Source organism: Streptomyces sp. NPDC028289 (genome assembly GCF_055565975.1).
This window is the reverse complement of the sequence record NZ_JBVHTI010000003.1, coordinates 1,122,430-1,140,965: the sequence shown is the minus strand read 5'-3', so window position 1 is coordinate 1,140,965 and position 18,536 is coordinate 1,122,430. Positions and strand designations below refer to the sequence as shown.

Here is an 18,536-nt window from a genome sequence, read left to right as displayed (position 1 = left end):
ACTGCCCAGGTACGTCATACAGAACGCTGAATGGCTTGGGAGACTCCCGGAAGAATGTCTGTCCCGGACGGGGACACGAAGCACCTCGCCATGGTGGGGTCGGGTGCAGACTTGAGGTTAACACTACCGGATCCAACAAACATTCCCCCTCTCCAAATCCGGCAATCGTGCGCGTCACATGTCACTGGATGTGTCATTGGCGGGCGCGAGCGGCAGCACGCACGCTCCCTGGGCATCGAGGTTCAGCCGGTTGGCGGCCCAGCCCGCACCCGCCAGGGCCTGTACCTTCTCGGCGCTGCCGGCGTCGGCGAGCGCCATCACGGTGGGTCCGGCGCCGGAGATCACGGCCGGGATGCCGTCGGCGCGCAGCCGCTCCACCAGGGCGGCGCTCTCCGGCATCGCGGGGGCGCGGTACTCCTGGTGCAGGCGGTCCTCGGTGGCGGGCAGCAGCAGCTCGGGGCGCCGGGTGAGGGCCTCGACGAGCAGGGCGGCACGGCCCGCGTTGGCGGCGGCGTCGACGTGCGGCACGGTGCGCGGGAGCAGTCCGCGCGCGGTCTCGGTGAGGACCGGCTTCCCGGGCACGAAAACCACCGGAACGATGGAATCGCTGGGCTCCATCCTGATCGCCCGGGCGGCGCCGGACTCCATCCAGGAGAGCGTGAAGCCGCCGAGCAGGCAGGCCGCGACGTTGTCGGGGTGGCCCTCGATCTCGGTCGCGAGCTCCAGCAGGGCCGCGTCGTCGAGCCGGGCCTCGCCGCCTATGGTCACGGCGCGCGCGGCGACGATGCCGGCGCAGATGGCCGCGGAGGAGGAGCCGAGGCCGCGACCGTGCGGGATGCGGTTGGCGCACACGATCTCCAGGCCGCGGGGCTGTCCGCCCAGCAGGTCGAAGGCAGTGCGCAGGGAACGCACGAGAAGGTGGCTCTCGTCACGCGGCAGCGTCTCGCTGCCCTCCCCCGCGATGTCGATGTGCAGCCCTGAGTCGGCCACCCGGACGACGACGTCGTCGTAGAGCCCCAGCGCGAGGCCCAGGGCGTCGAAGCCCGGGCCGATGTTGGCGCTGGTGGCGGGGACGCGCACCCGGACGGCGGCGGCGCGGAACGCTGGACCGGCCATCGCTCGATGACTCTCCTTGAGCTGCGTGATGGTCGAATGACATTCGATAGGTACGTGGGGGGACCCTCGGGCCGTGGAGACGGCGCGGCACCGCGCCATATGCGGAGGCATATGCAGCGGGCGGGTTCGGTACAGCCTATCGAAGGAAGGTTCTGTGGCGACATAGGGCGCACAGGAGGCGCACGATGCGTGTCGTAAGCCCCCTGTGCCCCCGCCGTAGGGAGTTCCCTGTCCGGGACGCCGCAGGGTGTCGGCCGGCTGCCCGGCCGGGGTTGCTCAAGTGCTTCTCGAGTGTTCCTCGAGTACCCCTTGAGCCGTGCTCTAGGCGAGCCCGAGCCGCTCGGCCGCGGCGGCCGCGTCGACCGGCACGGTGACCGGCTGCGGGGCGCCGGCGACGGCCCAGTCGGGGTCCTTCAGGCCGTTGCCGGTGACCGTGCAGACGATGCGCTGGCCGGGGTCGACCTTGCCCTGCTCGGCGGCCTTGAGCAGACCGGCGACGGAGGCGGCGGAGGCGGGCTCCACGAAGACGCCCTCCTGAGCGGCCAACAGCCGGTAGGCGCGCAGGATCTCACGGTCCGTCACCTCGTCGATGAGGCCCTCGGACTCGTCCCGGGCCGCGAGCGCGAACTGCCAGGAGGCGGGGTTGCCGATGCGGATCGCGGTGGCGATGGTCGAGGGGTCCTTGACGATCTCGCCGCGCACGATCGGGGCGCTGCCGGAGGCCTGGAAACCCCACATGCGGGGCGTCCGGGTGGAGATGCCGTCGGCGGCGTACTCCTTGTACCCCTTCCAGTACGCGGTGATGTTGCCGGCGTTGCCGACCGGCAGGACGTGGATGTCCGGCGCGTCGCCGAGCATGTCCACGATCTCGAAGGAGGCCGTCTTCTGGCCCTCGATGCGCACCGGGTTGACCGAATTGACCAGCGCCACCGGGTAGTTCTCGCTCAGCTTGCGGGCGAGGGTGAGGCAGTCGTCGAAGTTGCCGTCGACCTGGAGGATCTTCGCGCCGTGCACGAGGGCCTGGCCCATCTTGCCGAGCGCGATCTTGCCCTGCGGGACGAGCACGGCGGAGACCATGCCCGCGCGCACGGCGTACGCGGCGGCGGAGGCGGAGGTGTTCCCGGTGGAGGCGCAGATCACAGCCTGCGCGCCCTCCTCCTTGGCCTTGCTGATGGCCATGGTCATCCCGCGGTCCTTGAAGGACCCGGTCGGGTTCGCGCCCTCCACCTTCAGGTGGACCTCGCAACCCGTGCGCTCGGAGAGCACCTGCGCGGGCACGAGGGGCGTGCCGCCCTCACGGAGCGTCACGACCGGCGTGGTGTCGGAGACGGGCAGCCGGTCCCGGTACTCCTCGATGATTCCGCGCCACTGGTGGGTCATTGCTGGTTACTCTCCTTCAACCCGCATGATGCTGGCGACACCCCGCACGGTGTCGAGCTTGCGCAGCGCCTCGACGGTCCCGGAGAGGGAGGCGTCGGAGGCCCGGTGGGTGACGACGACGAGGGAGGCCTCGCCGTCCTTGCCGGTCTGCCGAACCGTATCGATGGAAACCCCGTGCTCGGCGAAGACGGTGGCGACCTGGGCGAGAACACCCGGCTTGTCGGCGACGTCGAGGCTGATGTGGTAGCGCGTGACGACATCGCCCATGGGCGACACGGGCAGACCGGCGTACGCCGACTCGCCGGGCCCCGTTGCCCCGCTGAGCCGGTTGCGGCAGACGGCGACGAGGTCGCCGAGGACCGCGGAGGCGGTCGGGGCGCCGCCGGCGCCGGGACCGTAGAACATCAGCTGCCCGCTCGCGTCGGACTCCACGAAGACGGCGTTGTACGCGCCGCGCACGGAGGCGAGCGGGTGGGTCAGCGGAATCATGGCGGGGTGCACGCGGGCCGTCACCGAGCCGCCGTCCTCGGCGCGCTCGCAGATGGCGAGCAGCTTGATGGTGCAGCCCATGTTCTTGGCGGAGGCGAAGTCGGCGGCGGTGACCTCCGTCATGCCCTCGCGGTAGACGTCGTCGAGCCGCACCCGGGAGTGGAAGGCGATGCCGGCGAGGATGGCGGCCTTGGCGGCGGCGTCGAAGCCCTCGACGTCGGCGGTCGGATCGGCTTCGGCGTATCCCAGCGCGGTCGCCTCGTCGAGGGCCTCCTGGTAACCCGCCCCGGTGGAGTCCATCTTGTCGAGGATGAAGTTGGTGGTGCCGTTGACGATGCCGAGCACCCGGTTGACCTTGTCGCCGGCCAGGGACTCGCGCAGCGGCCGGATCAGCGGGATGGCACCGGCGACGGCGGCCTCGTAGTAGAGGTCCTTGCCGTGCTGCTCGGCGACCGCGTGCAGGGCGGCGCCGTCCTGGGCGAGCAGGGCCTTGTTGGCGGAGACGACCGACGCGCCGTGCTCGAACGCGGTGGTGATGAGGGTGCGGGCGGGTTCGATCCCGCCGATGACCTCCACCACGACGTCGATGTCGCCGCGTTTGACGAGCGCGGTCGCGTCGGCGGTGACCAGGTCCGGGTCGATGCCCTCACGGACCTTGGAGGGCCGCCGTACGGCGACACCGGCCAGCTCGATCGGGGCGCCGATCCGCTGGGCGAGGTCGTCCGCGTGCGTCGTCATGATGCGTGCCACCTCTGAGCCGACAACCCCACAGCCCAGCAGCGCCACCTTCAGCGGACGCGTACGCATCATCCGACCTCGTTTCCTCATACCGTCTACGGTTGGACCAGTCTCACTCACCGGACGGGAGTTTCTACCCTTCGTCCGGATCGTGAGACATCTATTTCACTGTGCGGCGATGACAGACAGGAGATCTTCCTCCCGCACCATCCCCCTGCTCATCCACCTGTCATCCGACGTCGAGCCGGAGCAGGTCCTCCTCCGTCTCCCGCCGCACGATCACCCGGGCCGCGCCGTCCCGCACCGCGACGACGGGCGGCCGGAGCACGTGGTTGTAGTTGCTGGCCATGGACCGGCAGTAGGCGCCGGTGGCCGGTACGGCGATGAGGTCACCGGGTGCCAGGTCGCCCGGCAGGAACGCGTCCTTCACCACGATGTCCCCGCTCTCGCAGTGCTTGCCGACGACGCGGGCGAGCACCGGCTCGGCGTCGCTCGTCCGCGACACGAGGGCGACGCTGTACTCGGCGTCGTACAGCGCGGTGCGGATGTTGTCGGACATGCCGCCGTCGACGGAGACGTAGGTGCGGAGGTTGTCGAGCGGCTTGATGGTGCCGACCTCGTAGAGGGTGAAGGCGGTGGGGCCGACGATGGCCCGCCCCGGCTCCACGGAGATCCGGGGCGTCCGCAGCCTGGCGGCCTCGCACTCCCGGGTCACGATCTCGGTGAGCGCCTTGGCGATCTCGTGCGGCTCGCGCGGGTCGTCGTCACTCGTGTACGCGATCCCGAGCCCGCCGCCGAGGTCGATCTCGGGCAGCTCGACCCCGTGCTCGTCCCGGATGTCCTTGAGCAGCCCGACCACGCGGTGCGCGGCGACCTCGAACCCCGACATGTCGAAGATCTGCGACCCGATGTGCGAGTGGATCCCGATGAGCTCCAGCCCGTCGAGCTGCAGCGCCCGCCGCACGGCCTCCGCGGCCTGCCCGCCGGCCAGCGGGATCCCGAACTTCTGGTCCTCGTGGGCGGTGGCGATGAACTCGTGCGTATGCGCCTCGACACCCACGGTGATACGAATCTGCACGCGCTGCCGCGTGCCGAGTTCCCGCGCGATGTGGGCGACCCGCACGATCTCCTGGAAGGAGTCGAGGACGATCCGCCCGACCCCGGCCTCGACGGCCCGCCGGATCTCCCCCTCCGACTTGTTGTTGCCGTGGAAGGCGATCCGCTCGGCGGGCATGCCCGCGGACAGCGCGGTGGCCAGCTCACCGCCGGAGCACACGTCCAGGTTGAGCCCTTCCTCGTGCAGCCAGCGCACGACGGCCCGGGACAGGAACGCCTTCCCGGCGTAGAACACGTCGGCGTCCGATCCGAACGCGGTGCGCCAGGCGCGCGCCCGGGCCCGGAAGTCGTCCTCGTCGAGGACATAGGCGGGAGTGCCGAACTCCTCGGCGAGGTTCTTCACGTCGACACCGCCGACGGTGACGACGCCGTCGGCGTTCCGGTCGACGGTCTGGGCCCACACCTTGGGGTCGAGGGCGTTGAGATCGGTGGGCGGGGCGGCGTAGTGCCCCTCGGGCAGGACGTCGGCGTGCCGGGGCCCGGCGGGGTGCGCGGAACGGCTCATTGCTCTTCGGGCTCTCTCAGAGGTGATCGGGTGCGTCGATGCCGAGCAGGGACAGGCCGCCGGCCAGCACCGTCCCGGCGGCTTCGGCGAGGGCGAGCCGGGCACGGTGGGCGGCCGAGGGTTTCTCGTCGCCACGGGGCAGCACGGTCGGCAGGAACGGCAGCGCGGCATCGGCGACGGTGACGAGGTGCCTGGCGAGCCGGTCGGGGGCGCGGTGGGTGGCCGCGCCGGTGAGGATGCGGGGGTAGTCGGCGAGGGCGGTGACGAGATCGCCCGGGGCGTCGGGAACGTCGCCGGGCACGGCACCGAACCCGAGCCGCCCCGCTCCCCGCCCGACGGCCCGCACCCGGGCGTGCGCGTACCGCACCCGGAACAGCGGGTTGCTCTCCCGCTGCACCAGATGGTCGGCGGTGATCCGGGGCCGGTCATGGGCAGCCGGATGCAGCAGCGCCCACTGGGCGGCGTCGGGCCCGAGCGGCGCCGGGTCCTCCGGCGCCGGCACCGGCCGCAGACTCACCGGCTCCCCGTGCTCGACCTCACCCCGCCCGCCCTGGGTCGCGACGATCCTGACCACCGCGTCGGCGACGACCTCGGCCCGGACGTCGTACGGCACCCGCAGCGCGACCACCTGCCCGGCGAGGGCGTCCCCGTGGCCGTAGCCGGCCCCGAGGCCGGAGATCTCCCCGACCAGCGTGGCGGTCGGTGACGAGGCGGAGCTGAGGGAGATGTTGAGGAACCCGGGCCCGGTGACGACGACGTCCTCGACGCCGGTCGCGTCCGCGAGGTGGGGCACCAGGATCTCGGCCACCCGCACCGGCGGCTGCCCGGCGGCCCCGGCGAGCTGCATCGCGACGTTGGTCGCGTAGTCCCCGCAGCCGCCGGGTCCGGGCGGCGTGACGACGACCCGCTCCGGCACGGTGACGCAGAGCTCCCCCGCGTCCACGGCACGGCGCACGGCGCGCTGCACGGTACGGGAGAGCTCGACGGGAGTCACGGGACAAGCGTAGGGGAGGAAGGGGGTGGGTATGCGAGCAGGTTTGGGCGGTGTTCCGGTATGTGGACGCCGCTTGGCGTGGGGTTGCCGCGTGGCGGGGGTTGCCGCGTGGCGGGGGTTGCCGCGTGGCGGGGGGGTTACGGATAGGCGGGGTTGCCCCCGGCCCGCTCCCCGGAGAACCGGGCATCCTCCCCCTCACCCTCACCTCGCCGCCGCTCGATCAGCTCCCGCACCAACTGGACGAGTTCAGCGGGTTCGAAGGGCTTGGCGAGAAACGCGTCGACGCCGACACCGAGGCCGGTCTCGACCTCGTACTGCGTGCAGGCACTGACGATGGCGAGCGGAAGATCGTGGGTCCGCGGATCGGCACGCAGCTGAGCGGCGGTCCGCAGCCCGTCGAGCCGAGGCATCACGACGTCGAGGGTGATCACATCGGGACGCACCTGATGAACGACATCCAGACACTCGGCACCGTCGGCCGCGGTCACGACCTCGATACCCTCCAGTTCGAGATTGACCCTGATCAGCTGCCGGATGACCTTGTTGTCGTCCACAACAAGCACCCGGCCCGACGCCCCTGGCACAACTCGAGAGTAGGTCCGGACCGGCCACCGCGTCCGGGTTTTCCCGACTTCCGCCCCCTGCGAGCGAGCACCCCCGCGAAACCCGTTCCTGATCACCCCGACCGAGCTGGTAGTGTTCTACCCGTCGCCGCGAGCAACAGCTCAACGCCAGACGCCCCCGTAGCTCAGGGGATAGAGCAACGGCCTCCGGAGCCGTGTGCGCAGGTTCGAATCCTGCCGGGGGCACCCCTTATGAGGTGCCCAAAGACCCCGTCACCAGCGGAAACGCTGAGGCCGGGGTCTTCTTGCATGTGCAGGCGTATGCGGCCCGAAGCGGCCGTATGTCGACGTCCGTGGACGAGGCGTGGACGGGATCTTGAAGCATTCCCGCAGGTGATGAGACTCATTGGAGTCAAGCGGGCCCGTTCCTCGTTATGGTCGTCCCGGTCTTGCATCGTGCCGCGGGCGGGAGCCTGAGCCCTGACGGCAGGCTGCCGACTTCAGCCGCTGTCCGCGAGCGGCCGAATGGACGAGTTGGGGGATCTCGTGGATGTGACCACGCTTGCCGTCGCGCTCATCGGCGTCGCAGGAACACTGGGCGGAACCCTGGGTGGAGCAGTGCTCAGCCAGCGCGTCACCCGGGAGCAGAACCAGCGTGCCGATCGTGAACGGGCGGAGGACCGCCACGACCGCGCGCAGGAAGCCAGACGCGACCTCTACGCCCGGTTGAACACCACGGCTCGTGCCTACCGGGTTGCTGCGCGAGACGCAGTCCTGGCAGCCGAGCGCGGCGAAAGCGTCGACCCGGCAGTCCTCGACGCCGCCAAGGAAGCGTGGGCAGAGCAATACTCCCTGGCACAGATGGCACTGCCGAAGGACGTCCATCAGATCGCCTCGGCCCTCAACAGGGCGCTCGGGGTCGGGTACTCCGTCGTGAAGCAGTTGCCGAGCCGTCCTGACTCAGACAGGTCGTACGAGCGAGCCAAGGATTGGTTCAGCAGGCCGCTGTCCGACGGGGTATATCTGTTGCAAGTCACCCTCCGCCACGACCTGGGCGTCGAGGTGGAGCCCGACTTCGAAGACACTCGCGCACGGCTGCTCACCACTCTCAACAGGGAGCGGAACAGCCTTGCCACCCGGCTCGCCTCAGAACAGGCCCAGGCCACTCGGCATGGCTGAGAGGCAGGGCAAACGCGAAGGCCCCTGGGTGTCACCCCAGAGGCCTTGGGCACGGTCAGGTGCCGTCATTCGTACTCGCGAAGCAGGTCCTCAATACGCCGGTTGGCAACGTCCTGCCGTCCGTCGAGACACTTTGCATACCGGGTCAGCAGGACCTCAACGCTGTTTCCGGCACGCTCGGCCACCTCGGTCGGGTCGACGCCGGCGTTGAGCCACGTCGAGAGCGCTGAGTGGCGGAGGTCGTATGGCCGGCTGGCGAGAGGCGAAGCCGCGACGGCTGGCGGCAGTGCAAGGAGCCGCGCTTCCTGCCAGACGCGGTAGTACGTCGAGGAAGGGACGACCGCCCCCTTCTCGCTGAAGAACAACCGCCCGTCGTCGGCAGTGCCGAAGGTGGCGAGATGCTCGCGGATGACGGCGACGAGGTGGGGTGGAATGGGCACCCGCCTGACGTCCTCAGTCGGTCGGTTCTTCAGTCCGCGGTCGTCGTGGGTCTCCCCCGAGTCGGTCCACTGCTTGCCAACAGACGGACGAGTCCGGTGGAGCAGCACCGAGCCCCAACCCTGTTCGGGGAGGCTCAGGTCCGTCTCGACGAGGCCGACCGCTTCAGCAGGTCGGAGACCGCCGAAGTACATGGCGGCGAAGAGACCCACCAGACGTCGGCCACGGGCCCGCCGGTAGCCACCCACGTAGGAGACGGCCGCCAGGAGATTCCGAGCCTGCTCAGGGTTCGCGACAACGCGAGGGTCAACCTGGTTGGAGACCTTCGGCTTCTGCCAGCGAACAGCCGTGATCGGGTTCTCACGCAGCTCCCCCAGGTCGACCGCGTAGTTGGCAGCGTTGACGAGAGTCCGCCGCTTACGCCGCACGGTCTCGGCCGCCGCGGCCGTGCCGTCGAGCTTGAGTTTCAGCGAGTCCAGCACTGCACGGGCCGTAGCGGGTTCAGCGAGATCGGCGAGTGGCCGAGACGCCTTGGACACCCAGTGGAGAACGTTCCGCACGTCGTCCGGGACTTCCCGATCGTCGGGCCCCGGCAAGACGAAGGCCCAGTTGCGGAGCGCCTTGCGGATCGCCTCATGGGACGGACGTCCGGCGCGGTCGTCGAGGAGTTCCATCGTCACGCTGGTGAGCGATTCATTGATGCCGTCCCGTGTATTGGGGGCGGCGTGTGGCCACTTCATGGCGAGGTATTTGAGGGCGAAGTCGTACCACGACACGGCCGACTTCTTCTCTTCCATCGAGGCCGGAAGGCCCGACTCCGTGTCGAACTCTTCGCCGTCGCGCATCGCCCGCATCAGTTTCGTGCGGTAGTGGTCCGCGAGCGCCTTGGTTCGGAAGGACTCGGAGAAGACGTTGCCGGCCACGGACCAGCGGACGCCGTACGAAGGCGTTTTGGTGTCCCGCTTTCGGACACCCCAGACCTTCACATCAAGAGACTTCACGCCGCTGCCTCCAGCTGCCGCAGCCACGTGGTGAAGTCGCTCCGCCATACCCGGAGCTCTCCGTTGGGCAGCTTGAAAGCGGTCGGCCCGTATCCCAGCTCCCGCCAGCGGTAGAAGGTGCGGCGAGAGACGCCGCCCAGCTCGTCCAGGACCTGGCGAACGGTCATCAGCTCGTCGCGACGGGCGTCCATGTCGGTTCACCTTCCGTTCCGGGGGCGGGTTCGAGGGATGCGGACAGCCAGGCTTCGGCAGCCGAGAGGCCGACGCCAGCGAAGACCCAGTGGGCGAGTACGTACGTCGTCTCGGATTCACGCTCGGGCTGTGAGGCAGCGGCTTGGGCTCGGCGCCATTCGGCGCGGGCGTCGCGGAGAGCGCCGAGGGTGGTGGAGTAGCGGCGGGATTTGGTGGAGAAGTGGCCGCGGAAGCCGAGCATGTGGGCCCAGGCGCGCAGGCGGAGGTGTTCGAGGCTCTTGCGGGCGCCGAGGGTCCAGGCGGTCCGGATGAGGCGGCGGGCGTGGTCGCTGATGTCGAGCTGGGCGAGTTCGGCGGCGAACTTCAACGGCCGGTCGAGAGCTCCCGTGGCTGTCTCGGCTCCCTTGGTGGCGTACTTGGCGATGTAGGCAGCGACGGCACGTTCCGTGAGTTCCTGGCCGTCGTTGAAGTCGGCGGAGCGGATGGTGCGGACGTCGAGTTGGCGGCCGAAGGCGAAGGCGTGCGTGCGGCCGTCGAGGGTCGGGCCGTCGACACGGACCTTTGCGGCGGCCGTTTGGATGGCGTCGGTGAGGAGTTCTGCGGTGGCCCAGGGCGGGGGCGGGGTGTCACCTCCATTAGGGCCGTCGAGGCGGATGACGGCGTGGAAGTGGACGGCACCGCGCTTCTGGTACTCGGCGACCTTGGCGAAGGAGACGCGGGCGTGGTCGCGTAGACGTCGCTGCGAGAGGCCCGCGCGCTTGGCGACCTCCCGGCGGAGGTAGATCGAGAAGCGCCGCCACAGAAGACCCACGTGGGCGTTCCAGAGCACGGCCGCTTCGTAGTCGTAGGTGTCCGGGTCGAGCGGAGTGCCCAGGGCATCGTCGTCCTGGTCGTGGTGGGTACCGCAGCGGCAGACGCGGCCGTCGGTGCGGCGGTTGTGGACGGGGCCGAAGCCGGGGGCGGTGAAGGTGGCGAAGACGCGGGGGTGGGTGGCGACGTGTTCAGGGGTGCCCTTGCCGCCCCGCAGTCCGGTGGTGATCAGGTGGAAGGTGTCGCGGCGGTAGACCTCGGCGCAGGCCGCGCAGCGGGTGGTGCGGCGGTTGTTGCAGCGGACGAGGAGTTGGCCGGCGGGCAGGCCGGTGGAGTCGAGGTGCTGGAGGATGCGGCCGATCTCGCCCGTCGTGGCGTCGAGGTCGTATTCGGTGCGGTGGCCGTCGAGGCGGATGGGGTTCGTGCAGCCGCCGAGGCCGGAGAGTTGGCGGAGGATACCGGGCAGGGTGCCGCCTGCGGCGAGGTTGGTGAGTTCGCGCAGCGGGGGCGGGGTGGTGCGGGTGAAGATGGCTGGCTCCTTCTGGCTGGCTCGGTCAGGGGGTGACGGGCCCCGGGGCGGCCGGATGCTTGGCGGTGTCGTGGCCGCCCCAGGGGTCGGTGTGGATCAGCGCCGGTTGTGTTCGCGCAGCAGGGAGCGCAGGACCACGGCGGCGATGGCCACGGAGATGGCCGACACGGCGACGGCGGTCAGGAGCGCGGTGAGGACCACGCCGCCCGTGAGCACGGCGACGACGGCGCCGGTGCTGACGGAGATGGCCGGAAGCGCGGAACGCCGCACGGGGGCCGGGTCGATCGGGGTGTGGGTGTGTGCGGGCGGCGGGGTGGGGCTGTCGGGGTACTTGGGCAGGAACACGGCCGGATCTCCTTATCTACTCGTCTAGGCATGTGAGCCGTTTATGACGGTCACGCCGCTGCGCGTGCCGGATTCGATGGCGGGGGCGAGGAAGGTGTGGGAGAGCCAGAAGCCGAAGAGGGCGACCAAGACGACGATCCAGGTGCGGACGCCGAGGTACTTGATCGCTGCCCAGGCGAAGAAGCCGAGGACGACGACGAGCGGGAGGTTGAGGGTCACGAGGTGCGGGGTCCTTTCAGCGGACGGGGCAGCGGTGGGTGCGGGCGGCGAGTTCGGCGGCGGCGCGGCTGTCGTAGTCGGCGGAGAAGCCGCAGCGCGGCGCGGTGCAGGCGGCGGTGTGCTTCTCGCGGCCCCGGTCGTCGTAGGCGGTGCCGACCTGGACGGGGCCGATGCGGGTGACGTTGCGGAAGCGGCGGTTGGCGGTCATGGGTCCTGGTTCTCCTTTCAGAGCTGGGCGGCGATGGCTTCGGCCATGGGGGCCGGTACGCCGAGGCGGGCGCGGAGGGTCGGGGTGTCGATGGGGGTGCCGGTGCGGGTGTGGTGCTCGGTGGCGACCTTGCGGGCGTGCGCGACGAGGGCGGCCGGGACCGGGATGCTCGGGGGTGGGGGTGGGGGTGGCTGTTCTTCGACCAACACCTCGGGAGTCGGTTCGGCCTCTTGCTCCTGGCCGTCCGTGACGACTTCGGAGACCTGTGCTTTTGGTGTCGTGTGGGCGAGGAGGGTGCCGCCGAGGAAGGCGACGGCGGGCCATCCGGCGACGAGGATCCGGAGCCAGGCCGGGACGTTGCCGAGGTCGAGGAGGCCGGCGGTGGCGATGTTCGCGCCGAGGGATGCGACGAGGGCGATGACGAACCAGCACCAGGCGGCGGCTTTGGTGGTGCCGGTGCGGAGTCGACGCCAGGCGGCGACGAGCAGCAGGTCGACGGAGATGGGGTAGGCCCAGGCTTTCCATCCGTCCTGGCCGGCCGCTGAGGCGACGTCGTGGAGGTGGGCGAAGGACAGCGCGGCGGCGATGAGCGCCTGGACGAGCACCGCGTCGACGCGGGCAAGCTGGGCGCGCATGATGCGGCTCCTTCCGGTTTCGGGCATGGAGGGGTAGGGACGCGGCGCGAAGAGGCCGGGAGGGGGTCAGTCGGTGACGGGATGCGGCTGTACGACCGGGCCCGGCGTGGTGTGCGGTCGTACGGGGACGTCGGGCCGGAAGGGCTTGAGGGCGGAGACGTCGGGGACCAGGTCTGCTGTGTCCTGGCAGATGGCGGCAGCGTCGGCGAGGGAGAGGTAGGGCGTGCGGATGCGGGACCAGCCGCCGGAGGTGTCGCCCGCGACGGCGAGGCCGGGCGTCTCGGGAGCGATGGAGCAGGCGGCATAGACGGCTTCGGGAGCGATGTCACCGAGGGCCATCTTGGCGGAGGCTTCGTCGTTGACGCGGTGGCAGACGCGGCCGGTGAGCTGGGCGCGGAGCATGGTGGCGCCCTTGCCGAGTTCGGCGCCGAAGCGCTGGCCGCAGACTTCGAGGTAGATGCCGGCGGCACGGCCGAGCTGGGCGAGACGGATGAGCTGGGTGACCATCTCGTCGCGGCGGTCTTCGTCCTTGCGGGTGGCGGTGAGGAAGAGTTCGGCCACCTCATCGATGAACAAGACGACGGGAGTGGGACGTTGGCCGTCAGGCAGGCCCCAGATGTCGGAAGTGATCTCCTCGTCGGGGGTGTCCGGGGCGATGCCCTGGCGGGCCTTGATCAGGTCGTATCGATCCTCCATTTCCCTGACCAGGACGGGCAGCAGCTCAGCGGCTTCGTCCGGGTCGGTGGCGAGGGCGGAGAGACGGGCGGCGAAGGGCGCCAGTTCGACGCCCCGCTTGCAGTCGATGCCGACGAGCGCGACGTCCTCTTGCCGGGCGAGCCCGGAGATGAGGTGCCGCAGGTACATGGACTTGCCGGACAGGGTTGCACCGAGGGTGAGTTGATGAGGCACCGTGCGGTAGTCGCGGACGAAGGGCATGGCGTCCTCGCGCAGCGCCACCGGCACCCTGAGAAAGCCGCCGCCGGTCTTGCGGGGCATCCGGACGCGGCGCAGGACGTCGTAGCCGACGAGCCGCAGTTCGACGACGCCCGGTTTGACGGTGGTGACGTAGACGGCGTGGACGCCCCAGGCGTGTCGCAGGCGTTCGGCCGAGGCAGCGACGTCGGCGGGTTCCTGCCCGGGTGCGAGCCGGAGGCGGAGCCTTAAGCCGGTCGAGGTGGGACGGAGGATGCCCCGGCGGGGCGGGACCGACCGGATCTCCCGCCGGGTGGTGGCCTTGACGGCGAGGACCCGCAGCCGAGAGGGCGCCACGGTCAGGCCGCAGGCTTCCATGACGGAAGCGTACGAGCTGAGCAGGCGGACTGTGGACATCGGGCCGCCAATCGCGGACCAGTAAACCGCCGGATGCTTGGCCTGGGTGTAGGCGGCCCCGCCGCCGAGTGCGGCGAGGGGGCCACCCACCTCCAGGAGTGTCGTCAGGTCGGTCATCAGGCGGCAGCCCCGGTGCTGGCCGGGAAGGCGGCCGGGGTGACGGCGGCGGCGCGGTAGGCGATGCCGTGGCGCTGCTGGCCGTTGAACACGGACTCCCACGGCCGGGCGATGAGCCCCGGCAGTGAGACGGGCGAGCCCAGGACGAGCCCCTCGGAGACACCGCCCTCGGGGACGGTGACCTTGATGAGCGAGGACTCTCCGTCCTCGATGTAGACGACGCCGATGGTCATCAGCGCCTCCCCGCTCACGGCGTCCTTGGCGATCTCGCCGGTCTGGCGGTCGCGGACCTTCGGCTCGGGGGCCTCGGTCAGCAGGATCGTGGCGGCGGTGGTCTCCACACGGATGGTGCGCACGAAACACTTCCTATCTACTCGTCTATACATGTAGCGATCCGTGAACCCGATCTCCCGGGCTCACGACGATCACCCTGCCACACAACTTGCCCACTCGTCTATACGAGTGGGCGTGTCGGGGTGTACGAGTTGAGGGGCGTCCCTCGCGCACCACCGCAAACCATGACGATCAGGTCGCAGGAAGTTGGTACGACAGCACGTAGGCGTCCGCCGCCATGACCGTGTCGCACACCTCGACCGCCCGTCCCTCGGTGTCGAAGGCGGTCCTCACCAAGTGGATCACGGGCACGCCGGCCGCGAGGTGGAGCGTCTTGACCTCGGAAGGCGAGGGCATCCGAGCGCGAATCTCTTCCTCAAAGTGGTCCAGGCGGTGGCCCAGCTCTTCCAGACGGGCGTAGATGCCGCCGGGGCCGGGGTTGGGTTCGGCAATCTGGGTGCCGCGGGCGATATCGAGGGGGAGGTAGGAGGTCGCGAACTCCACCGGCCGCCCGTCCAGCAGATACCGACGGCGCCGGGCCAGTACGCGGCGCACGGAGCCGAGCCGGGTGGAGACGTCCTGGCTGGCCTTCTCTTCTTTGACCTCAAGGCTGTCGACCTGCGGGTGACTGCCGGCGGCGTCGGCTTCCACGATGAACGCGGACTTGCCCTGCTCGCGGTGGCGCCGGGCGAACCGGTCGGAGGCGAGACGCCGCACGGGCGGCCGGGGGCGGACGAAGACGCCCTTGCCGTGTTCGGCGTGGACCAGGCCCTCACCCGTGAGGACGGAGAAGGAGTTGCGGACGGTCATCCGGGAGACCCCGTAATGTTCGACCAGCTCCGCTTCGGAGGGCAGTTTCTCACCCTCGCGGAATCGCCCGCGGTCGATCGCCTCGCGCAGCTGGTCGGCGATCTGCCGGAAGACCGCACGATCGCTCGTGGGGTCGAGATCGCCGAGGAGGCCCGAAGAAAGAGGGCTCACTGTGTGTACTCCTTTAGGTATCTAGACGAGTGGGCGAGTGAAGTTGCTACGGTGGAGAGCCTAGCCATCCGGGAGGGCCGAGGAACGTGAGCACAGAACGCCCGCACTCCGTGAGCGTCGCCGGGGTCGTCGTCGACACCCAGGGCCGTGCCCTTCTGATCCAGCGCCGTGACAACGGCAAGTGGGAGCCGCCGGGCGGTGTCCTCGAACGCGAGGAGACCATCCCCGAGGCCCTGCAACGCGAAGTACTCGAAGAGACCGGCATCAAGATCGTCCTTCCGGCGACCCTGACCGGCGTCTACAAGAACATGACGGGCCTGATCGTCTCCCTGGTCTTCCGCTGCCGGGCCGCCGACGGCACGCCCACGACCGGCGACGAGACCCGCGCCCTGCGCTGGGCCACCCGCGAAGAAGTCACCGAGCTTGCCGACGAGGCGTACGCGATCCGCGTCCTGGACGCACTTGACGCGATGACCCCGCCGGCCGTCCGCGCCCACGACGGCGTGAAACTCGTCTAGCCCGAACCCGCTGCACATGCGGCCTACCAGCATGAAGGAACTTGTATGCACGAGTATACGAGTCGAGTCCGAGTCTGGGGACTGACTTGCCCAGGATTTCCCGAAGAGGTCAGCCGGGCCCGCCGCTGGACGAGAGACATCCTGCGCGGATCGCCCCTGGCAGACGACGCAGCCCTGATCGTGAGCGAGCTGAGCACGAACGCACTCCTGCACACGAGCAGCGGCGGGGAACGCGGAAGCTTCCATCTGGCCCTCGCAGTGGCACCCCTGGTGATCGCGCTGTCGGTCACGGACGACGGCGGAGGAGGCGCCCCGAAGGTCGAGCACCAGGACCAGGAGGCGGAGCACGGCCGAGGCCTAGGCATGGTCAGCGCCCTCGCCCACAGGGTCGTCGTCCAGGGCGCCAACGGCGGCTACACCGTCACCGCGGAACTCTTCGTGAACGCCCAGCGAGGAGGCCACCCGTGCTGATGGACAAGCCCCGGCGGGGCTTCTGGTGCGAGTGCTGGACCGAGGACCTCACCGACGGGGTGCAGTGGCCGGCACTCCGGGCATCCTTCGACGCCTACTCCGCACCCCAGGCAGACAGATGGGTCGCCATCGCACTCCGCACCATCTCACCGGCCCTCGACCCGGACGCCTCGGACGAAGTCTGGGCCTGGCTCCACGACGGTCGAGCCGAGACACGACGAGCCCTGCTGCGCTTAGAGCCCTGCACGGTGTCAGTCACCCAGGTCAGCACCCGCATCACATGGACGATCCGGCCAGTCATCTTCCTACCGCTGACACACCGCCAAGGCGCCGAACTCCCAGTCTGTGCATACGCTTTCAAGCCCCACCGGCCCGAGTGAGTTACAACTTTCTCTACTGATTCAAGGCGGCTCGCTCCGCTCCCCGCGCGCGGCCCGGCCCCCGGCCGGGCCTGCGCTCCTGCCTCCGTCCCGCTCCAGCCCGGCCGGCGCCCGTGCCGCGCGCACAGCAATCGGCCACCTGACGTCAGAGAAGAGGTACGTCGTGGCTGGGGCGGTCGCTCACGTGCCGCAGCTCGCTAGTCTGTGGGAGCACCCTGTGACCTGCGCCTCATCGCAGAAGCGCACTCCGGTACACGCGCCGCCCCTCCACTGTCGGCTCATCGCCGGGCGAAGCTGCCCACCCTCCCCTAGCCACGAAGGGGAGGCACTGAGCCAGCGCCTGAAGACAGCTTCGACGAAGGCGTGATGCCGGTACTGGCGACCGTCGCAGGTTGAGGGAAGTTGCCAATCAGCGCCCCCTGGCCGCTATGTCCGCACTATTGTGGCCAGGTGCTGTTTACTGTGACATCGTCCCGCGCGCTCGCAGCGAAGGTGAAACCGAATCAAGCGGTGCTCTTGACCGATACCTGGGATGACTACGGTTTCAAGACGACCTTCGACCTATATTGCCATAACGGGATTCATAACGTACACGTCGGCCCGGTTAAGATCGCCTACCGTGGCATCAGTGGCGGACATGTCGAACTCCTCGAGCAATTTCCCTCTTTGGGAGATTCCTACTTCTCCTTGGGAGTAGATGAGAGCTATTACGCTAGCCTGCGCGACGAATTTGACGAAGGGACGCGGCTGAGGATTTTTCACTCCCTACGTGACTCCGCCTATGATTTGTCATTGTTTGAGCGGGTAAAGAATGAACGCGTGATGAAAGATTCCCTACTGCGAGGGACCGATCCTGACACCGTCCGCCAACAGTTTCATCGAATCGCCACCGGCGGCCCTACTCGATCAAAATTCCACATTCGCTACCGTCAAGAATCTGCTGCGGAGAATCGCCCAGAACTAAAGCTTGACTTGAAGGTCGATCCTGAAAAGAAACCACCAAGCAACATCCATTCACTTATTGGGAGTAACGGAGTCGGCAAGACGCGTCTGCTTCACAGGATCGCCGCCGTCACCCTTTCCCGCAGGGGTAGCCTGAAAGGCGGCTACCTCGAGGACCGGGCTGAACACCGCGCACATCCGTTCAACAATGTCGTCTACGTCTCCTTTAGTGCTTTCGACTCTCATAAGCCCCACGTGCCGAACAACAGTTACGTAGAATATCAGTATGTGGGTTTGAAGACAGAAGAAGGCCAAAAGGATCACCAGACTCTAGCAGTCGAGTTCGCAGAAATCGCCGAAAAGTGCAGTGAAACAAACCGGGCAACTGCGCGGCGGTGGGGCGCCGTCTTGGAGCGACTTGAAGATACCGATGCGCTTTTCCGAGACCTCGAAATTTCGCGACTAAAGTCCATGAATGATCGCTCGGACGCAGAATTGCTGTTCCGTTCCTTCAGCTCTGGTCACGCGATCGTGCTACTTACCTTGGTTCATCTCGTACTCCACACCACTGAGCGAACCCTAGTTTTGGTTGATGAGCCTGAAGGGCACCTTCATCCACCCTTGCTGTCTACCTTCATCCGTGTTCTATCTGAGTTGCTGATGGATCGAAATGGCATCGCGATCGTCGCTACGCACTCACCGGTAGTACTTCAGGAGACGCCGCGCGAGGCAGTGTGGGCGCTCCGGAGAGTGGGTGACGACCTGCGAGCCGATCACCCGGACGTCGAGACGTTCGGCGAAAACGTTGGCGTAATTACCAGGGAAATTTTTGGTCTAGAAGTAAGGCGCACCGGTTTCAATCAGTTGATCCAGGACCTAGCCGACCAAGGCAAGACATTCGATGAGATTCTCGAAGAATTCGATGACCAACTAGGAGCAGAGGGGAGAGCGCTAGCTCGTGCTGCGACGCGCCGCAGGTGGGGGCGAGTGGGCTGATGTGGAATCTCG

21 protein-coding genes and 1 tRNA gene are annotated in these 18,536 nt (G+C 68.6%); 6 read left to right on the top strand and 16 right to left on the bottom strand.

Features of this window, described 5'->3' with window-relative positions; all coding sequences use genetic code 11:
* Positions 1-174: 174 nt before the first annotated feature.
* From thrB to ACZ4UV_RS19260, 6 genes are all read right to left on the bottom strand, one after another.
* A complete protein-coding gene (thrB, locus tag ACZ4UV_RS19285; RefSeq protein WP_351497104.1) occupies positions 175-1,116 on the bottom strand; it encodes a homoserine kinase in 942 nt (313 codons plus the stop codon).
* Between the two features lie 321 nt (positions 1,117-1,437).
* Entirely contained in the window at positions 1,438-2,496 is a 1,059-nt protein-coding gene (gene thrC / locus ACZ4UV_RS19280; RefSeq protein ID WP_451021513.1) for a threonine synthase, read from the bottom strand.
* A 6-nt stretch (positions 2,497-2,502) separates the two neighbouring features.
* Positions 2,503-3,795, bottom strand: coding sequence for a homoserine dehydrogenase (locus ACZ4UV_RS19275; RefSeq protein WP_467839194.1), 1,293 nt, complete (start codon positions 3,793-3,795; stop codon positions 2,503-2,505).
* Positions 3,796-3,952: 157 nt separating this feature from the next.
* On the bottom strand, positions 3,953-5,344 hold the full coding sequence (gene lysA, locus ACZ4UV_RS19270) for a diaminopimelate decarboxylase (protein WP_451021511.1): 1,392 nt from the start codon (positions 5,342-5,344) through the stop codon (positions 3,953-3,955).
* A 16-nt stretch (positions 5,345-5,360) separates the two neighbouring features.
* Positions 5,361-6,338 (bottom strand): ArgS-related anticodon-binding protein NrtL, encoded by a 978-nt coding sequence (gene nrtL / locus ACZ4UV_RS19265; protein WP_451021510.1) that lies wholly within the window; start codon positions 6,336-6,338, stop codon positions 5,361-5,363.
* A 137-nt stretch (positions 6,339-6,475) separates the two neighbouring features.
* A complete protein-coding gene (locus ACZ4UV_RS19260; RefSeq protein ID WP_451021516.1) occupies positions 6,476-7,015 on the bottom strand; it encodes a response regulator in 540 nt (179 codons plus the stop codon).
* A gap of 60 nt (positions 7,016-7,075) precedes the next feature.
* On the opposite strand from ACZ4UV_RS19260, the gene ACZ4UV_RS19255 reads away from it, so the two are divergent.
* Together ACZ4UV_RS19255 and ACZ4UV_RS19250 are read left to right on the top strand one after the other, a co-directional pair.
* Positions 7,076-7,147 (top strand) — tRNA-Arg (locus ACZ4UV_RS19255).
* Positions 7,148-7,453: 306 nt separating this feature from the next.
* Positions 7,454-8,080 carry a hypothetical protein gene (locus ACZ4UV_RS19250; protein WP_467839191.1) on the top strand — a complete coding sequence of 209 codons (627 nt, stop codon included), beginning with the start codon at positions 7,454-7,456 and terminating at the stop codon, positions 8,078-8,080.
* 65 nt (positions 8,081-8,145) lie between these two features.
* On the opposite strand, the gene ACZ4UV_RS19245 is transcribed toward ACZ4UV_RS19250, so the two are convergent.
* The 10 genes from ACZ4UV_RS19245 to ACZ4UV_RS19200 form a co-directional block, all read right to left on the bottom strand.
* Positions 8,146-9,519, bottom strand: coding sequence for a tyrosine-type recombinase/integrase (locus tag ACZ4UV_RS19245; RefSeq protein ID WP_467839188.1), 1,374 nt, complete (start codon positions 9,517-9,519; stop codon positions 8,146-8,148).
* Positions 9,516-9,710, bottom strand: a complete 195-nt coding sequence (locus ACZ4UV_RS19240; RefSeq protein WP_467625391.1) for a helix-turn-helix transcriptional regulator — start codon at positions 9,708-9,710, stop codon at positions 9,516-9,518. Before ACZ4UV_RS19240 ends, ACZ4UV_RS19245 begins: the two co-directional genes overlap by 4 nt.
* On the bottom strand, positions 9,686-11,023 hold the full coding sequence (locus ACZ4UV_RS19235) for a replication initiator (RefSeq protein WP_467839420.1): 1,338 nt from the start codon (positions 11,021-11,023) through the stop codon (positions 9,686-9,688). The genes ACZ4UV_RS19240 and ACZ4UV_RS19235 overlap by 25 nt, the downstream gene beginning before the upstream one ends.
* 123 nt (positions 11,024-11,146) lie before the next feature.
* Entirely contained in the window at positions 11,147-11,395 is a 249-nt protein-coding gene (locus ACZ4UV_RS19230) for a SpdD protein (RefSeq protein WP_467839185.1), read from the bottom strand.
* A gap of 24 nt (positions 11,396-11,419) precedes the next feature.
* Complete coding sequence (locus ACZ4UV_RS19225) at positions 11,420-11,614, bottom strand: hypothetical protein (RefSeq protein WP_352090779.1); 195 nt, start codon at positions 11,612-11,614, stop codon at positions 11,420-11,422.
* A 16-nt stretch (positions 11,615-11,630) separates the two neighbouring features.
* Positions 11,631-11,822 carry a mobile element transfer protein gene (locus ACZ4UV_RS19220; RefSeq protein WP_123975881.1) on the bottom strand — a complete coding sequence of 64 codons (192 nt, stop codon included), beginning with the start codon at positions 11,820-11,822 and terminating at the stop codon, positions 11,631-11,633.
* A 17-nt stretch (positions 11,823-11,839) separates the two neighbouring features.
* On the bottom strand, positions 11,840-12,457 hold the full coding sequence (locus ACZ4UV_RS19215; RefSeq protein ID WP_467839182.1) for a DUF2637 domain-containing protein: 618 nt from the start codon (positions 12,455-12,457) through the stop codon (positions 11,840-11,842).
* A 66-nt stretch (positions 12,458-12,523) separates the two neighbouring features.
* Entirely contained in the window at positions 12,524-13,903 is a 1,380-nt protein-coding gene (locus tag ACZ4UV_RS19210) for an FtsK/SpoIIIE domain-containing protein (RefSeq protein ID WP_467839179.1), read from the bottom strand.
* Positions 13,903-14,259 carry an SCO3933 family regulatory protein gene (locus ACZ4UV_RS19205; RefSeq protein ID WP_132888884.1) on the bottom strand — a complete coding sequence of 119 codons (357 nt, stop codon included), beginning with the start codon at positions 14,257-14,259 and terminating at the stop codon, positions 13,903-13,905. The genes ACZ4UV_RS19210 and ACZ4UV_RS19205 overlap by 1 nt, the downstream gene beginning before the upstream one ends.
* A 169-nt stretch (positions 14,260-14,428) precedes the next feature.
* Positions 14,429-15,217 carry a GntR family transcriptional regulator gene (locus tag ACZ4UV_RS19200; RefSeq protein WP_351317021.1) on the bottom strand — a complete coding sequence of 263 codons (789 nt, stop codon included), beginning with the start codon at positions 15,215-15,217 and terminating at the stop codon, positions 14,429-14,431.
* A gap of 110 nt (positions 15,218-15,327) precedes the next feature.
* Here ACZ4UV_RS19200 and ACZ4UV_RS19195 point away from each other — a divergent pair, with 110 nt between their 5' ends.
* The 4 genes from ACZ4UV_RS19195 to ACZ4UV_RS19180 all read left to right on the top strand — a co-directional run bounded on the left by ACZ4UV_RS19195 (position 15,328) and on the right by ACZ4UV_RS19180 (position 18,524).
* Positions 15,328-15,735 (top strand): NUDIX hydrolase, encoded by a 408-nt coding sequence (locus ACZ4UV_RS19195; protein ID WP_467839419.1) that lies wholly within the window; start codon positions 15,328-15,330, stop codon positions 15,733-15,735.
* A 45-nt stretch (positions 15,736-15,780) separates the two neighbouring features.
* Positions 15,781-16,206, top strand: coding sequence for an ATP-binding protein (locus ACZ4UV_RS19190; protein ID WP_467839176.1), 426 nt, complete (start codon positions 15,781-15,783; stop codon positions 16,204-16,206).
* Complete coding sequence (locus tag ACZ4UV_RS19185) at positions 16,206-16,586, top strand: hypothetical protein (protein ID WP_467839418.1); 381 nt, start codon at positions 16,206-16,208, stop codon at positions 16,584-16,586. The genes ACZ4UV_RS19190 and ACZ4UV_RS19185 overlap by 1 nt, the downstream gene beginning before the upstream one ends.
* 450 nt (positions 16,587-17,036) lie before the next feature.
* Positions 17,037-18,524, top strand: coding sequence for an AAA family ATPase (locus ACZ4UV_RS19180; RefSeq protein WP_467839173.1), 1,488 nt, complete (start codon positions 17,037-17,039; stop codon positions 18,522-18,524).
* Positions 18,525-18,536 lie beyond the last annotated feature (12 nt).

Excerpts from the sequence above, each read along its gene's own strand:
- thrB (WP_351497104.1), bottom strand. The coding sequence starts at position 1,116 with ATGGCCGGTCCAGCGTTCCGCGCCGCCGCCGTCCGGGTGCGCGTCCCC.
- thrC (WP_451021513.1), bottom strand. The coding sequence starts at position 2,496 with ATGACCCACCAGTGGCGCGGAATCATCGAGGAGTACCGGGACCGGCTG.
- ACZ4UV_RS19275 (WP_467839194.1), bottom strand. The coding sequence starts at position 3,795 with ATGATGCGTACGCGTCCGCTGAAGGTGGCGCTGCTGGGCTGTGGGGTT.
- lysA (WP_451021511.1), bottom strand. The coding sequence starts at position 5,344 with ATGAGCCGTTCCGCGCACCCCGCCGGGCCCCGGCACGCCGACGTCCTG.
- ACZ4UV_RS19240 (WP_467625391.1), bottom strand. The coding sequence starts at position 9,710 with ATGGACGCCCGTCGCGACGAGCTGATGACCGTTCGCCAGGTCCTGGAC.
- ACZ4UV_RS19220 (WP_123975881.1), bottom strand. The coding sequence starts at position 11,822 with ATGACCGCCAACCGCCGCTTCCGCAACGTCACCCGCATCGGCCCCGTC.
- ACZ4UV_RS19215 (WP_467839182.1), bottom strand. The coding sequence starts at position 12,457 with ATGCGCGCCCAGCTTGCCCGCGTCGACGCGGTGCTCGTCCAGGCGCTC.
- ACZ4UV_RS19210 (WP_467839179.1), bottom strand. The coding sequence starts at position 13,903 with ATGACCGACCTGACGACACTCCTGGAGGTGGGTGGCCCCCTCGCCGCA.
- ACZ4UV_RS19190 (WP_467839176.1), top strand. The coding sequence starts at position 15,781 with ATGCACGAGTATACGAGTCGAGTCCGAGTCTGGGGACTGACTTGCCCA.
- ACZ4UV_RS19185 (WP_467839418.1), top strand. The coding sequence starts at position 16,206 with ATGGACAAGCCCCGGCGGGGCTTCTGGTGCGAGTGCTGGACCGAGGAC.